Origin of the sequence: Pseudomonas gozinkensis, assembly GCF_014863585.1 — a bacterium.
Lineage (GTDB): Bacteria > Pseudomonadota > Gammaproteobacteria > Pseudomonadales > Pseudomonadaceae > Aquipseudomonas > Aquipseudomonas gozinkensis.
The window spans coordinates 5,683,029-5,697,223 of sequence record NZ_CP062253.1 but is presented as its reverse complement, the minus strand read 5'-3'; the positions used below and the strand labels follow the sequence as shown (position 1 = coordinate 5,697,223).

General features: G+C 61.8%; 14 protein-coding genes. 10 read left to right on the top strand and 4 right to left on the bottom strand.

Features of this window, described 5'->3' with window-relative positions; all coding sequences use genetic code 11:
* Complete coding sequence (locus tag IHQ43_RS25400) at nt 1-915, bottom strand: LysR family transcriptional regulator (RefSeq protein WP_007958716.1); 915 nt, start codon at nt 913-915, stop codon at nt 1-3.
* Between the two features lie 239 nt (nt 916-1,154).
* On the opposite strand from IHQ43_RS25400, the gene IHQ43_RS25395 reads away from it, so the two are divergent.
* The 5 genes from IHQ43_RS25395 to IHQ43_RS25375 all read left to right on the top strand — a co-directional run bounded on the left by IHQ43_RS25395 (nt 1,155) and on the right by IHQ43_RS25375 (nt 7,055).
* The gene (locus tag IHQ43_RS25395) at nt 1,155-2,648 is read left to right on the top strand and encodes an aldehyde dehydrogenase (RefSeq protein WP_192562502.1); all 1,494 of its coding nucleotides are present in this window, start codon (nt 1,155-1,157) and stop codon (nt 2,646-2,648) included.
* Nucleotides 2,649-2,680: 32 nt separating this feature from the next.
* Nucleotides 2,681-4,051: an aspartate aminotransferase family protein gene (locus IHQ43_RS25390; RefSeq protein ID WP_192562501.1), complete on the top strand. Its 1,371-nt coding sequence runs from the start codon at nt 2,681-2,683 to the stop codon at nt 4,049-4,051.
* Nucleotides 4,052-4,439: 388 nt separating this feature from the next.
* Entirely contained in the window at nt 4,440-5,417 is a 978-nt protein-coding gene (locus IHQ43_RS25385; protein WP_192562500.1) for an ABC transporter substrate-binding protein, read from the top strand.
* 10 nt (nt 5,418-5,427) lie between these two features.
* Nucleotides 5,428-6,231: an ABC transporter permease gene (locus IHQ43_RS25380; RefSeq protein WP_007958721.1), complete on the top strand. Its 804-nt coding sequence runs from the start codon at nt 5,428-5,430 to the stop codon at nt 6,229-6,231.
* Nucleotides 6,219-7,055, top strand: coding sequence for an ABC transporter ATP-binding protein (locus tag IHQ43_RS25375; protein ID WP_192562499.1), 837 nt, complete (start codon nt 6,219-6,221; stop codon nt 7,053-7,055). Before IHQ43_RS25380 ends, IHQ43_RS25375 begins: the two co-directional genes overlap by 13 nt.
* A gap of 2 nt (nt 7,056-7,057) precedes the next feature.
* On the opposite strand, the gene IHQ43_RS25370 is transcribed toward IHQ43_RS25375, so the two are convergent.
* Both IHQ43_RS25370 and IHQ43_RS25365 read right to left on the bottom strand, forming a co-directional pair.
* The gene (locus tag IHQ43_RS25370; RefSeq protein ID WP_192562498.1) at nt 7,058-8,134 is read right to left on the bottom strand and encodes an endonuclease/exonuclease/phosphatase family protein; all 1,077 of its coding nucleotides are present in this window, start codon (nt 8,132-8,134) and stop codon (nt 7,058-7,060) included.
* Nucleotides 8,135-8,208: 74 nt separating this feature from the next.
* Nucleotides 8,209-8,883, bottom strand: a complete 675-nt coding sequence (locus IHQ43_RS25365) for a YciC family protein (protein WP_085688088.1) — start codon at nt 8,881-8,883, stop codon at nt 8,209-8,211.
* A 178-nt stretch (nt 8,884-9,061) separates the two neighbouring features.
* On the opposite strand from IHQ43_RS25365, the gene IHQ43_RS25360 reads away from it, so the two are divergent.
* The 3 genes from IHQ43_RS25360 to IHQ43_RS25350 all read left to right on the top strand — a co-directional run bounded on the left by IHQ43_RS25360 (nt 9,062) and on the right by IHQ43_RS25350 (nt 11,083).
* Nucleotides 9,062-9,820 (top strand): DUF2076 domain-containing protein, encoded by a 759-nt coding sequence (locus tag IHQ43_RS25360; protein WP_192562496.1) that lies wholly within the window; start codon nt 9,062-9,064, stop codon nt 9,818-9,820.
* 137 nt (nt 9,821-9,957) lie between these two features.
* Nucleotides 9,958-10,437, top strand: a complete 480-nt coding sequence (locus IHQ43_RS25355) for an NYN domain-containing protein (RefSeq protein WP_007958730.1) — start codon at nt 9,958-9,960, stop codon at nt 10,435-10,437.
* Nucleotides 10,438-10,477: 40 nt separating this feature from the next.
* On the top strand, nt 10,478-11,083 hold the full coding sequence (locus IHQ43_RS25350; RefSeq protein WP_179693646.1) for a 3'-5' exonuclease: 606 nt from the start codon (nt 10,478-10,480) through the stop codon (nt 11,081-11,083).
* A gap of 127 nt (nt 11,084-11,210) precedes the next feature.
* Here IHQ43_RS25350 and IHQ43_RS25345 read toward each other — a convergent pair whose 3' ends face one another.
* A complete protein-coding gene (locus IHQ43_RS25345; protein ID WP_192562495.1) occupies nt 11,211-11,666 on the bottom strand; it encodes an Lrp/AsnC family transcriptional regulator in 456 nt (151 codons plus the stop codon).
* A gap of 163 nt (nt 11,667-11,829) precedes the next feature.
* Here IHQ43_RS25345 and yedA point away from each other — a divergent pair, with 163 nt between their 5' ends.
* Complete coding sequence (yedA, locus tag IHQ43_RS25340) at nt 11,830-12,768, top strand: drug/metabolite exporter YedA (RefSeq protein WP_192562494.1); 939 nt, start codon at nt 11,830-11,832, stop codon at nt 12,766-12,768.
* Between the two features lie 52 nt (nt 12,769-12,820).
* Nucleotides 12,821-14,161, top strand: coding sequence for an RNA helicase RhlE1 (rhlE1, locus tag IHQ43_RS25335; protein ID WP_179693649.1), 1,341 nt, complete (start codon nt 12,821-12,823; stop codon nt 14,159-14,161).
* Nucleotides 14,162-14,195: the final 34 nt, after the last annotated feature.

Genomic DNA, 14,195 nt, shown 5'->3' with positions numbered 1-14,195 from the left:
TCAGCGACTGGCCTTCGCGGTCAGCTGCTCCCGACAATAATCGGCAAACAACTGCGCCGGTTTGGTCAGCTGTCCGCGTTTGAGCCACGCGGCCACCAGGCCTGAGCCGGTGACGTCTTCGACGATGTCCACGCACACGACTTTCTTGCCGTCGTAGGTGCATTCCGAATGCGGGCGGGTGACCAGGATCGAGAAGCCGAAACCCTGACCGACCATGCCGCGCACCATTTCGATCGATGGCGAGCTGAACTCGATGCGTGGCGAAAGCCCGAGTTCTTCGAACAGGCTGACGAAGTAGGTGCGGCTCGGTTGTACGTCGAGCAGGATCATCGGTTCCAGGCACAAGTCCCGCAGCGAAACCTGCTTGAGCTGGGCGAAGCGGTGATCAGCCGGCAGCAAGGCGTAAGGCCGTTGGGCCGGCATCAGGGGTTCGGTTTCGATGGTGGCGTCGAGGTCGTGTTTGTAGAGGATTGCCAGGTCGAAGGTGCCCGAAGTCAGGCCTTGCACCAGTTCCTGTTGTTCGCCGTCGCGGATGCGGATCTTCACTCCCGGATACAGCGCCGAGAAGCCGGCAATCAGTTGCGGCAGGTACAGCGGCGCGACCGTTTCAAAACAGCCGATATCGATCTGCCCGGCCACCACGTCGTTGTCGGCGAGGGCGTTCTGTTCGAACTCCTTGGCCATGCGCAGCAGTTCCTGAGCCTTGCGGAAGAACCGCGCACCACTCGGTGTCAGGGACACGCCCTGGGCGTGATGACGGATCAGCAGCTGCACGCCGAAGCTGTCTTCCAGCCCCTTGATTGCCGTGGAGATCGCCGGTTGCGCGATGTACAGCTTGCGCGACGCTTCGGCGACGCTGCCGCATTCGACGGTGGTGATGAAGTATTTCAACTGACGCAGGTTGTAAGCGGCCACGGTGAACCTCAAAGCGAACGGATTCCACATCCAAGCAATTTGTACGCCGCCGGCCTCCGTTCTGTCGGCGGTTTTTTTGTCCCTGAACAATAGCCTCATACGCGCGCGAAGGGGCCATCGGCTGGTTACCTTTTTTATTGTCTGCGAAGACATTTTTACTGGTTTTAGCGCGCACGGGCCTGAGCGACTATCGACCCCGCACTGTTCTCAAAAGAATAAAAGTCCAAGGAGCAACCACCGTGTTCGAGCTTGCAGACTGGCAGCGCAAGGCCGCTGAATTGAGCTATCCGTACCAGGCCGTGATCGACGGCACACTGCGTGCGGCGCAGTCGGGGCAGACCTTTGCCGCGATCAACCCGGCCACCGGCCAGTTGCTGGCAAACGTCGCCGCGTGCGGTGAAGAAGACGTCGATGCGGCGGTGAAAAATGCGCGGCAGGTGTTCGAGGCCGGCACCTGGGCCGGGTGTTCACCGACCGAGCGCAAGCAAGTGTTGTTGCGGCTGGCGGATCTGATTCTGGCCAATCGCGAAGAACTGGCACTGCTCGATTCGCTGAACATGGGCAAACCGGTGATGGACGCTTACAACATCGACGTGCCGGGCGCCGCCGGGGTGTTCCGCTGGTACGCCGAAAGCCTCGACAAACTCTACGATCAGGTCGCGCCAAGTGCGTCGAACGTGCTGGCGACCATCACCCGCGAAGCGCTGGGCGTGGTTGCCGCCGTGGTGCCTTGGAACTTCCCGCTGGACATGGCCGCGTGGAAACTCGCCCCGGCGCTGGCGGCGGGCAACTCGGTCATTCTCAAACCCGCCGAACAATCGCCGTTCTCCGCGTTGCGTCTGGCCGAGCTGGCGCTTGAAGCCGGTTTGCCGGCCGGTGTGCTGAATGTGCTGCCGGGTCTCGGCGAGCAGACCGGCAAAGCGTTGGGCCTGCACTCGGATGTCGATTGTCTGGTGTTCACCGGCTCGACCCAGGTCGGCAAATATTTCATGCAGTACTCCGCGCAATCGAACCTCAAACAGGTGTGGCTGGAATGCGGCGGCAAGAGCGCCAATCTGGTGTTCGCCGATTGCAAGGATCTGGATCTGGCGGCGCAGAAAGCCGCGTTCGGGATCTTCTTCAATCAGGGCGAAGTCTGCTCGGCCAACTCGCGATTGCTGGTGGAACGCTCGATTCATGACGAGTTCGTCGAGCGACTGAAGGCTCAGGCCGAGCGCTGGCAGCCGGGCGATCCGCTGGACCCGGCGAGTGCGGCCGGGGCCATTGTGGACACCCGTCAGACCGAAAGCATTCTGCGCTTCATCAACCAGGCCGAACGCGAAGGCGCGACCCGCGTCTGCGGCGGCCGTCGATTGAGTTTCAACGATTCGGACAACTTCGTTCAGCCGACGATTTTCACCGACGTGCAGCCGCACATGACTCTGTTTCGCGAAGAAGTGTTCGGCCCGGTGCTGGCGGTGATGCCGTTCGATGACGAGGCCCACGCCTTGCAACTGGCCAACGACAGCGTCTACGGTCTGGCGGCGTCGCTGTGGACCGATAATCTGCACCGCGCACATCGGGTGGCGCGGCAATTGCGAGCCGGTACGGTGTCGGTCAACAGCGTCGATGCGCTGGACGTGACCGTGCCGTTCGGCGGCGGCAAGCAGTCCGGTTTCGGCCGCGACCTCTCGCTGCACTCGTTCGACAAATACACCCAGTTGAAAACCACCTGGTTTCAGCTGCGCTCATGACAGCCGCTCACAACAAGAAAGGAGATCCGGCGATGACCACCTCACGTGAAACCCGCGACTACCAGGCCGCCGATGCAGCGCACCACATTCATGCGTTCGTCGACCAGAAGGCCCTCAACGACGAAGGCCCACGGGTGATGGTGCGCGGTGACCGCCTGCACCTGTGGGACAACGACGGTCGGCGCTACCTCGACGGCATGTCCGGGCTGTGGTGCACCAACCTCGGCTACGGGCGCAAGGACTTGAACGCGGCGGCGAGCCGGCAGCTGGAGCAGTTGCCGTACTACAACATGTTTTTCCACACCACCCACCCGCAGGTGATCGAGCTCTCCGAGCTGCTGTTCAGCCTGCTGCCGGGGCACTACAGCCACGCGATCTACACCAACTCCGGCTCCGAGGCCAACGAGGTGCTGATCCGTACCGTGCGCCGTTACTGGCAGGTGCTGGGCAAGCCCGAGAAGAAAATCATGATCGGCCGCTGGAACGGTTATCACGGTTCGACCCTCGCGGCGACGGCCCTCGGTGGCATGAAGTTCATGCACGAAATGGGCGGGATGATTCCCGACATCGCGCACATCGACGAGCCGTACTTTTTCGCCCACGAAGGCAACCTGACCCCGACGGAGTTCGGCCTGCGGGTGGCGCAGCAACTGGAAGCGAAGATCCTCGAACTGGGCGCCGACAAGGTCGCAGGTTTCATCGCCGAGCCGTTCCAGGGCGCGGGCGGAATGATCTTCCCGCCGGAAAGCTACTGGCCGGAAATCCAGCGCATCTGCCGCAAATACGACGTGCTGTTGTGCGCCGATGAAGTGATCGGCGGCTTCGGTCGCACCGGCGAATGGTTCGCTCACGAATACTTCGGTTTCGAGCCGGACACCCTGTCCATCGCCAAGGGTTTGACCTCCGGTTATATCCCGATGGGTGGCCTGATCCTGTCGAAGAAAATGGCCGACGTGCTGGTGGAGCAGGGCGGTGTGTTCGCCCACGGCCTGACCTATTCCGGGCACCCGGTGGCAGCGGCGGTGGCGATTGCCAACCTCAAGGCCCTGCGCGATGAAGGCGTGGTGACGCGGGTCAAGGATGACATCGGCCCGTACCTGCAACAGTGCCTGCGCGAGGTGTTCGGCAATCACCCGTTGGTGGGCGATATCCAGGGCACCGGCATGGTCGCGGCGTTGCAACTGGCCGAAGAAAAGGCCACGCGCAAGCGCTTTGCCAATGAAAACGATATTGCCTGGCGCTGCCGCACGATCGGGTTTGAAGAGGGGGTGATCATTCGCTCGACACTGGGGCGGATGATCATGGCGCCGGCGTTGATTGCCAGTCGTGAAGAGATTGACGAGCTGGTGGGCAAGACGTTGAAAGCGCTGGATCGTACGGCGCAGGAATACGGTCGGCTCTGAGGTATTCGTAAAGCTCAAGGGCCTCTTCGCGAGCAAGCTCGCTCCCACAGTTATCGGGGTGGATCACACAGTTGTGAACGACCGATAAACCTGTGGGAGCGGGCTTGCTCGCGATTGCGTCGGTCGATTCACCACTGTTTTTGCTGTCTTGCACCCCCTCCGTGCACCCCCGCCCGACGCGCCCTTTCGCGGTGCGCACTACCCAGTTTTTTCATCGTTCGCGTCTAACTATTTCCTCGTTTTCCTGACGCCAAGCCTGGGTCAACATCGATTTCGCCAGCCAAGGCATTGCCCGCCAGAGTCCAGCAGAGACCGCAGCGTGCAATCGCGACACCACGGCTGGCCGTACTGCCCATGACAACTAAATCAACAGCGTTGGGAGTGCTCCATGAACAAGTCCTTGTTTACCCGTCTTGCATGTCCTCTGGCGATTTCCGCCCTTTCCGTCACCGGCGCCCAGGCCGGCACCTTGTCGATCGGCCACACCACGTGGGTCGGTTACGGCACCCTGTATCTGGCCCAGGATCTGGGCTACTTCAAGGAAAACGGCCTGACCGTCGAATTGCCGGTGGTCGAAGAAGCCTCGATGTACATGGCCGCCCAGGCGTCCGGGCAATTGTCCGGCTCGGCTTCGACCATCGACGAAGTGCTGAAGTACCGCCCGCAATTCTGCTTCAAGGCCGTGGCCGCGCTGGATGACAGCCATGGCGGCGACGGCGTTCTGGTCGGTAAAAATGTGAAGAGCCTGCAGGAACTCAAGGGCCAGGCTGTGGCCGTCAACGAGGGGTCGACCTCGCAGTTCTGGCTCTCGTACCTGCTGAAAAAGAACGGCATGAGCATGAGCGACATCACCGTGCAGAACATGACCGCCGACGATGCCGCCACCGCGTTCATCGCCGGTCGCGTGCCGGCCGCCGTGACCTGGGAACCGCATCTGTCGATGGTGCGCGACAAGCAGCAGGGCAAGGTGCTGATCGACAGCAGCAGTACGCCGGGGGTGATCGTCGATGTGGTGGCGCTCAACTGCACGGTGATCGAGAAGCAGCCGGAAGACGTCAAGGCGCTCGTCGCCGGTCTCTACAAAGCGGTGCAGTTCACCAAGGACCATCCACAGAAAGCCTACGAAATCATGGCCAAGGGCGTCGGCGGTTACTTGTCCGATCCGAAGGAGCTGGCCGCCGCCGCGCAAGGCGTGCGCTTCTACGATCAGGCCATGAGCGAAAAACTGCTCGGCTCGCCGGGCAAGCCGGGTGACAGCGCCCCCCTGATCAAACTGGCCAACGAAACCGCCAGCGAACTGCAGGGCAAGCCCTACAACGTCAGCAACGACGATCTGGTGGATAACCGTTTCGTCAGCCCGCTCTAGGAGACTGGTCATGTTCAAGCGCAATTCATGGCTGAGCCGCTGCATCACGCCGAAGACCGGGTTGCCGGTGCCGGTGGTGTGGAGCGCCAGCGGTCTGGCCTGGGTGTTGCTGGTCGGCCTGTGGGCCGGGTTGTCCTACGGCGGCATCGTGCCGGGGATGTTCCTGCCGACACCCGGCGCGGTGGTCGAAGCCGCCGTGCGCCTGAGCCGCGACGGCACCCTCGGCCAGCATGTCTGGGCCAGCGTCGAAGTGGTGATGGTCGGTTTCATTGTGTCGTCGCTGGTGGCGGTGCCGCTGGGTTTGCTGATGGGCAGCTTTCGCATCGTCCAGGCGTTCCTCGAACCGCTGGTGAATTTCATCCGCTACCTGCCAGTGACCTCGTTCGTGCCGCTGTTCATCCTGTGGATCGGTATCGGTCTGGAACAGCGGGTGTCGGTGATCATTTTCGGCGTGTTCTTTCAGCAACTGGTGATGATCGCCGACGTGTCCAAAGGCATTTCCAAGGACTTGATCAACGCCTCCTATACCCTCGGCTCCAACCGGCGTGACGCGGTGCTGCATGTGATCGCCCCGGCGTCGTTGCCCGGCGTGCTCGATACCTTGCGGGTGACCATGGGCTGGGCCTGGACCTATCTGGTGGTCGCCGAACTGGTCGCCGCCTCGAGTGGCCTCGGTTACTTGAGCCTCAAGGCCATGCGCGGCTTTCAGGTCGACGTGATTTTTCTCGCCATCGCGATCATCGGCCTGCTCGGCCTGGTCACCGATCAACTGTTCCGCTTCTTGCGTTTGAGGATTGCCGCATGGGCTCAGTAACCGCTGCCAACCGTCGTTTCATCGAACCGGTCGCCGCACCGGCACACGCCGAGCCAAGGTTGCAGGTGGACAAGGTCAGCCTGCGTTACACCAAGCCCGGCGGCGGAACATTCACTGCGCTTGAAGAAGTGTCGTTCGAAGTGCCGGATCAGCAATTCGCGGTGCTGGTCGGGCCGTCGGGCTGCGGCAAGTCGAGCCTGCTGTACCTCACCGCCGGCCTGGCCGAGCCGACCTCTGGCGAAATCTACGTCGGTGGCCAGCAGGTGCAGGGCCCCGGCGCGGATCGCGGGATGGTGTTCCAGAGCTACACGCTGTTTCCGTGGCTGACGGTGCGGCAGAACGTCGAGTTCGGCCTCAAGCGCCGGGGTATGCCGGCGGCGCGGCGCAAGGAAATCGTCGATCACTATGTGCACGAAGTCGGCTTGTCCGGGTTCGCCGACAACTACGCCAAGCAGTTGTCCGGCGGCATGATGCAGCGGGTGGCGATTGCCCGGGCGCTGGCCAACGATCCGCAGATCCTGCTGATGGACGAACCCTTTGGCGCCCTGGACAGCCAGACCCGTCTGCAAATGCAGCAGCTGTTATTGCGGGTGTGGGGCAACAGCAAGAAGACCGTGCTGTTCGTCACCCACGACATCGACGAAGCGATCCTGCTCGGCGATCGGGTGTACGTAATGGGCGCGCGCCCGGGGCGAATCAAGCAGATTCTCGATGTGCCGATCGAGCGCCCGCGCACGCTGGACATGGTGATGGAGCGCTCGTTCATCGACATGAAGCGGCAGATCTTCGGGCTGTTGCACGACGATCTCGAAGAAGCTCACTGAATTCAGTTGGGCGGCAGCAGGAAACGCGCAATCACCGGTAAATGATCGGAAATGCGCAACGTATCGTCCTGCCGTACCGTGGCTTCGACCCGTTTGATCTTCGGGCTGTAGAACAGATAATCGACCGTGCGGTCCGGGCCATTCAGGCCGGGGTCGTTGGGGTAGTGGGTCAGCCACTTGGCGCGGTCGATGCCGCTGGCTTCGTTGTTGGTCGGGATCATCGGGTACTTGTCCCAAAGCACATGCAGCGCACTGTCGGCGGAGTACGGCGTGCGCTGCTCGGTGGGCAGGCGCCGGTACTGGCCGAGCGGCAACAGGTTGAAGTCGCCACCGATCAGCCACGGCGTGCCGTGGCTTTCGTGTTTGTCGAGAACCTTGGCCACCGCTGTCACCTGCGCCTGCAAGGTGTCGTCCGGCTGTATGGCACGATCCAGATGGGTGTTGAACACCACCAGTTGCCCGCCATCACTGAGCGGCAGGGTGGTGGCGAGCAGGGCGTTTTTCGGCTGGAACTGACGGCTGATGATGTTCGACGGCTGCACCGGCAATTGCAGGCGCTCGGCGTGTTCGATGCGGTAGCGGCTGAGGGTGGCGAGTTGCCGGCCGACGCTGCCGAAGATATGCGGATCCGGGACGAAATCGGCCTTCCAGTCAAAGGCGTGGGCGCCGCACGGGTAGAGGTCGGTGAGACGTTCCTGCAACAGCTTGAGCTGGTTCTGATAGTCGCTGGCCTTGGCGCCGTCATCGAGTTCCTGCAACAGCACCACGTCAGGCTGTTCGTCGCGGATCACTCGCGCCACTTCATCGAGGCTGAACGCCATGTCTTCCGGGGTCGGGGCTTCGTCGTCGCCTTGGGCCAGGTCATTCCAGAACACGTAGCGCTTGCCGGCCAGGTATTGCACGTTCCAGGTCATGACTTTCAGGGCCTGGCCGGGCACCAGCGTCGGCGGTTGCCCGGTGCAACTGACCGGCAGGGTTTCCCGGGCGTCGGGGCGCCAGGTCAGGCTGTAGATCAGCGTGCCGATCAGGGCGAGTGCGAGCAGTACGGGCAACAGGATGTAGCGCAGTAGACGGGTCATGGCTCGGCTTATAGCGATACGGAAGTGGTCCCGAGCATACCCGAGACCCATCGATCAGCCCAAGCGCGGCGCAGTCAGACTATTCCGTCACGTTTGTCGGGCAATTCGCTGATCAACATGAACAGGCGGAACAACACCACGCTGGTGAACAGTTGCAGGAAGCTGTGGCCACTGTCGATCAGCACGGCGATCAACGGATTCTGCGGATCGGGATAGACCTGCAGGGTCAGGCCCTTGAGCAGCCACAACGGTCCCATCACACAGAGGATGCACACCAGAATCCGCAGAAAATGCCCACGGCTCAGGCGCAGGCTTTCCTTCATCGCCTGCAACGGACCGTAGCCGCGCAGCACCAGCAGGTACTCACCGAAGGCCAGGGTGACCATCAGCCACAGGCCTGGCAGGAAATACAGGGACAGACCGAGCAGAATCAGCAGCGTGTTCAGTGCCGTCAGCAGGGCGAAACGTGGCCACAGACGAGCGGCCATTGCCAGCAGATCGCGGGTTTGCGGGGATTCGCCGCGGGTACGGGCATCGAGAAACAGAATCAGCGCGGCGGTGTACAGCGGATACACCAGCAGGCCGACGATCACGCTGATCGCCGAGTAACCGTCCGGGTCGCTGGCATGGTCGACCACCTGTTGCAGCGCGGCTTCGAAAATCACCAGCGGCAGGCACAACTGGACGATCCGGGCCAGATTGCGTTTAAAGAAATACAGCGAGTCACGCAGCACATCGAAGGCATTCATCAGTCGGTATCGCAGGTCAAAAACAGTGGCCCACTTTAACCGATGATCCGTTTTGCTGCGCAAACGTAAACGTTCGGTAAAGGTCATTGAAACATTCTGTTGCTGCCTCCATTACAGAGGGGCGCCTCCTCCGACGTGGACGAGGGCAACGTTATCCCCGGCAATCTACGAGGTCGCCATGAACAGCGAAGAACAAACCCTGATCGATGGACTGTTTTCCCGGCTGCAACAGGCCGAAACGGAGGCAGCCCCGCGCGACGCACTGGCTGAAGCGCGGATCAAGGAACACCTGACGCGCCAGCCGGCCGCAGGTTATTTCATGACCCAGGCGATTCTGGTGCAGGAGGCTGCCCTCAAGAGCCTCGACGAACAGAACAAGCAACTGACTCAACAGGTCAAGCAATTGCAGGCCGAACTGCAATCGGCCAAGGCCCAGAGCGCGCCGCCGGCCTCCAGCGGTGGTGGCTTCCTGTCGAGCATCTTCGGTGGCAGCAGCTCCCGCCCCGCACCGACCCAGAGTGCCCCGACCTCCACTGGCGGCTGGCGTGAACCTGCACCGCAGCAGAACTTCGGTGCGCCCGCGCCGCAACAGAACTTCGGCGCGCCACCACCGGGTTATGGCCAGCAACAAGCGGCCCCGGCAGCCGGCAGCAGCTTCCTCGGCGGCGCCCTGAAAACCGCCGCCGGTGTGGCCGGTGGCGTGATGCTGGCACAAGGCATCAGCAGCCTGTTCCATCACAACCAGCAGCCGGAAGAAATCGTCGAAGTCATCAAGGAAGAGCCGGCCCAGGTCAACGACCAGAGCAACAACGGCTGGGGCGATGACCAGCGCATGGCCAACAACGACTCCTACGGTAATGATCAGGGCGGCTTCACCGACACCGACTACAGCGATGACAACTCATCGTTCTTCGATGACGACGATTCTTTCGTCTGATTCACCATTCGTCCGGGGCGCCTGATCGCCCCGGGCCGATTATTCGCGGAACCTTCCTTCGGGCTGGCATACTGAGCGCCTTTTTCGGGCCTGGTGCCTGATCCGGCTCATGCGCGTCAGCGCTCACAGGAACTCCGGTGAAAAAAATCGCAGTGTTCGCCGATGTGCAGAACCTCTACTACACCGTGCGCCAGGCCTATGGTTGCCACTTCAACTACGCGGCGCTGTGGGCGGATGTCAGCCAGCACGGGCAGATCGTCGAGGCCTATGCCTACGCGATCGACCGAGGCGACAGCAAACAGCAGCAGTTCCAGCAGATCCTGCGCAACCTCGGTTTCACCGTGAAACTCAAACCCTACATCCAGCGCAGCGACGGCTCGGCCAAGGGCGACTGGGACGTGGGCATCACCCTCGACATCATGGACGCCGCCGACCACGTCGACGAAATCGTCCTGGCCTCCGGTGACGGCGACTTCGACATGCTGCTCGAACGCATCATCAACAAACACGGCGTGCAAGCGGTGGCCTACGGCGTTCCCGGCCTGACCGCCAACTCGCTGATCCGCGCCGCCAGCCGTTACGTGCCGATCGAAGGCGCGCTGCTGTTGAAAAATTGAGCCCTGCTCAAGCATTGATTTGGACGGAGTACCACCCGGTTTGGAACGCATTGCAGTCATCGACTTTGAAACCACCGGCATCTCGCCGAGCAGCAGCTGCCGGGCCACGGAAATCGCCGTGGTCATGCTGGAAAACGGCCGCATCGTCGAGCGTTACCAGAGCCTGATGAACGCCGGCGTACGCGTCCCGGCCTTCATCGAACAACTCACCGGCATCAGCAACGCCATGTTGCGTACCGCGCCGTCGGCCGAACAGGTGATGAACGAAGTCAACGAATTCGTCGGCTGCACGCCCCTGCTGGCGCACAACGCCGCGTTCGACCAGAAGTTCTGGGACTTCGAACTGGGCCGGATCAAACGTACCCGTTTGCAGAATTTTGCCTGCTCGCTGCTGCTGGCCCGCCGATTGATGCCGGCGGCGCCAAACCACAAGCTCGGCACGCTCACCACGTTTGCTCAACTGCCGCATACCGGCCAGGCGCACAGGGCGATGGCGGATGCGGAGATGGCGGCGAACCTGATGGCGCATCTGGCGGATGAGTTGCGGCGCAAGCATGGGGTGCGGGAGCTATCGCACGACCTGCTGTGCAAATTGCAGAAAGTCCCGGCTGCTAAAGTGGGCGAGCACCTGCAGCGCTATCGCTGATTTTCAGGCAAACACATTTCCCTGTGGGAGCGGGCTTGCCCGCGATGGCGTATTGTCAGTCACCCAAATTGTTGGATGTGATGGCCTCATCGCGGGCAAGCCCGCTCCCACAGGGATCACTCTTGCCTCAGGGTTTGCCGTTGCCCTCGATATGCCCCAACGGCACCCGCTTCTCTATCGCACTCGACAACACGATCGACGTCTTGCTGAAGCCGAATTTCGCCACCCGGTTGATCAGCTCTTCCAGCTCGGTCATCGACCCCACTGCAGCCTTCATCATTACGCAAGGATCACCCGTCACCCGAAAACATTCGGTCAGTTGCGGGATTTTCGTCAGTTCGTCGTAGACCTTCTGACTGCCGTTCTGGTGCAGGCGCAGTTCGATCATGCACTGGATCGGCAGGCCGATTTTCGACAGGTCGATGTTCGCCTGATACCCGGTGATCACCCCGGATGCCTCAAGCTTGGCCACGCGCTCGGCGACGGCGGGGGCGGAGAGGTTCACTTTGCGGGCGAGGTCGGCGTAGGACGCGCGACCGTTTTCGAGCAGGGCGCTGAGCAGCATGCGGTCGTATTTGTCCAAGGTCGGACTCCTGAAAATGCCAGACTTTCGAAATCAAGGTTTATCCCGTCGATCTCCGTGAATTCAAAAGTGTACCGGCACGATAAACAGGTTTTGTAACTTATTTTTAGCGGTTGGCCTTTCTAGAATAACCAGTCTCCCTGCCTTGATGTCGAGTCGTCTCATGTCTGCCGTGCGCCGTTTTTCCTTGCCGTTGATCGCCGCGTTTTTTGCGTTGTACGTGATTTGGGGATCGACCTATCTGGTGATCCGCATCGGCGTCGAATACTGGCCGCCGCTGATGCTCGGCGGCGTGCGCTTCGTGATTGCCGGCACTCTGATGTACGCCTTCCTGCGCTGGCGCGGGGCCCCGGCGCCGACCTGGGCGCAGTGGAAAGCGGCGGGGATCATCGGGATTCTGTTGCTCAGTTTCGGCAACGGCGCGGTGACGCTGGCCGAGCACAGCGGCGTGGCGTCGGGTGTTGCCGCGCTGGCGGTGGCGACGGTGCCGCTGTTCACTTTGCTCTGCGGCTATTTCTGGGGCGCGCGCAACACCCGTCTGGAATGGGCCGGGGTGGCGATGGGGATTATCGGCATCGCGATGCTCAACATGGGCTCCAACCTGCAATCGAGCCCGCTGGGCGCGGCGCTGCTGATTTTCGCGGCGGCGAGCTGGGCGTTCGGTTCGGTGTGGAGCAAACATCTGCCGCTGCCCAAGGGCGCGATGGCCAGTGCTGTGGAAATGCTGGTCGGCGGCGTGGTGCTGTTGATCGGCAGTGCGGCGAGCGGTGAACACCTGCAAGCCATGCCGCCGCTGGAAGGCTGGCTGGCGCTGGCGTACCTGATCTTCTTCGGCTCGATCATCGCTTTCAACGCTTACATGTATCTGTTGAAAAACGTTCGTCCGGCGGCGGCCACCAGTTATGCCTATGTGAACCCGGCGGTGGCGGTGTTGCTGGGGATCGTGTTTGTCGGCGAGACCATCGGCATCGAAGAGGCGCTGGCGATGCTGGTGATCATCGGCGCGGTGGTGCTGATCGGTCTGCCGCAGTGGCGGCGTCCTGCGCGGCCGCCAGTAGTCGCTGCACCGACCGCCATTCCGACAGAGCAGCGTGTGAATTAGGGTAAACTGCGCGCCATCGCACACTTGCTCTGATTTTTCCTACGGTACTCCCATGACTTTCGCCACCCTTGGCCTGATCGAACCCTTGCTGCGCTCCCTCGAGAAGCTCGGCTACCAGACCCCGACGCCGGTGCAGGCGCAGGCCATTCCGGCCGTGCTGGCCGGTCGCGACCTGATGGCCGCGGCCCAGACCGGCACCGGCAAGACCGCCGGTTTTGCCTTGCCGCTGCTGCAACTGCTGGCGATGGAAGGGCCGAAAGTCACCGCCAACTCGGTGCGTGCGCTGATTCTGGTGCCGACCCGCGAGCTGGCCGAACAAGTCCACGAAGCCGTGCGCCAGTACGCCGAAAACCTGCCATTGCGCACTTATGCGGTGTACGGCGGCGTCAGCATCAACCCGCAGATGATGAAGCTGCGCGGCGGTGTCGATCTGCTGGTCGCGACGCCGGGCCGTCTGCTCGACCTGTTCCGCCAGAACGCGCTGAAGTTCAATCAGCTGCAAACCCTGGTGCTGGACGAAGCCGACCGCATGCTCGACCTGGGCTTTTCCGAAGAGCTGGCGAACATTTACCGCGCGCTGCCGAAGAAACGTCAGACGCTGCTGTTCTCCGCGACCTTCTCCGATGACATCCGCCTGCTGGCCGGGCAGATGCTCAACGATCCGCAGAGCATCGAAGTCAGCCCGCGCAACGTTGCCGCCAACACCGTCAAGCAATGGGTGGTGACGGTGGACAAGAAGCGCAAGCCGGAACTGTTCGTGCACCTGATGCGCAAGAACAAGTGGAAGCAGGTGCTGGTGTTCGCCAAGACCCGTAATGGTGTGGACGCGCTGGTCGAGAAACTTCAGGGCCTGGGCGTGAACGCCGACGGCATCCACGGCGACAAGCCGCAAGCGACCCGGCAGCGGGCGCTGGATCGCTTCAAGGCCAGCGAAGTGCAGATTCTGGTGGCCACTGATGTTGCTGCCCGTGGTCTGGATATCGAAGACCTGCCATTGGTGGTCAACTTTGACCTGCCGATCGTCGCTGAGGATTACATTCACCGTATCGGCCGGACTGGCCGCGCGGGTTCGACCGGTGAGGCGATTTCGCTGGTGTGTGCCGATGAAGTGAACATGTTGTCGGCGATTGAAATGCTGACTCGCAGCACGTTGAAGCGTGAGGTTGAGCCGGATTTTGTGCCGGAGCACCGCGTGCCGGACACCGATGCCAGTGGACAGGTGATCAAGAAGCCGAAGAAACCGAAAAAGCCCAAGGCTTCCGGTGGTGGCGGTGGCAAGCGCAATCTGGGCAAGTGGGTGGACAGCGGCGAGACCCAGGCGCCGGAGCCTTCGATCAAGCCTGTGCGCAAGGTGCCGGTATTCAATACCGGGCCGCGCAAGCGTAAGCCTTGAATTGAGTCGGCGGTTGTAAGGCCGCCTTCGCGAG

Coding starts and splice junctions, on each gene's coding strand:
- yedA (WP_192562494.1), top strand. CDS start 11,830: ATGTCTGCCGTGCGCCGTTTTTCCTTGCCGTTGATCGCCGCGTTTTTT.
- IHQ43_RS25375 (WP_192562499.1), top strand. CDS start 6,219: ATGGGCTCAGTAACCGCTGCCAACCGTCGTTTCATCGAACCGGTCGCC.
- IHQ43_RS25365 (WP_085688088.1), bottom strand. CDS start 8,883: ATGAATGCCTTCGATGTGCTGCGTGACTCGCTGTATTTCTTTAAACGC.
- IHQ43_RS25370 (WP_192562498.1), bottom strand. CDS start 8,134: ATGACCCGTCTACTGCGCTACATCCTGTTGCCCGTACTGCTCGCACTC.
- IHQ43_RS25380 (WP_007958721.1), top strand. CDS start 5,428: ATGTTCAAGCGCAATTCATGGCTGAGCCGCTGCATCACGCCGAAGACC.
- IHQ43_RS25360 (WP_192562496.1), top strand. CDS start 9,062: ATGAACAGCGAAGAACAAACCCTGATCGATGGACTGTTTTCCCGGCTG.
- rhlE1 (WP_179693649.1), top strand. CDS start 12,821: ATGACTTTCGCCACCCTTGGCCTGATCGAACCCTTGCTGCGCTCCCTC.
- IHQ43_RS25385 (WP_192562500.1), top strand. CDS start 4,440: ATGAACAAGTCCTTGTTTACCCGTCTTGCATGTCCTCTGGCGATTTCC.
- IHQ43_RS25390 (WP_192562501.1), top strand. CDS start 2,681: ATGACCACCTCACGTGAAACCCGCGACTACCAGGCCGCCGATGCAGCG.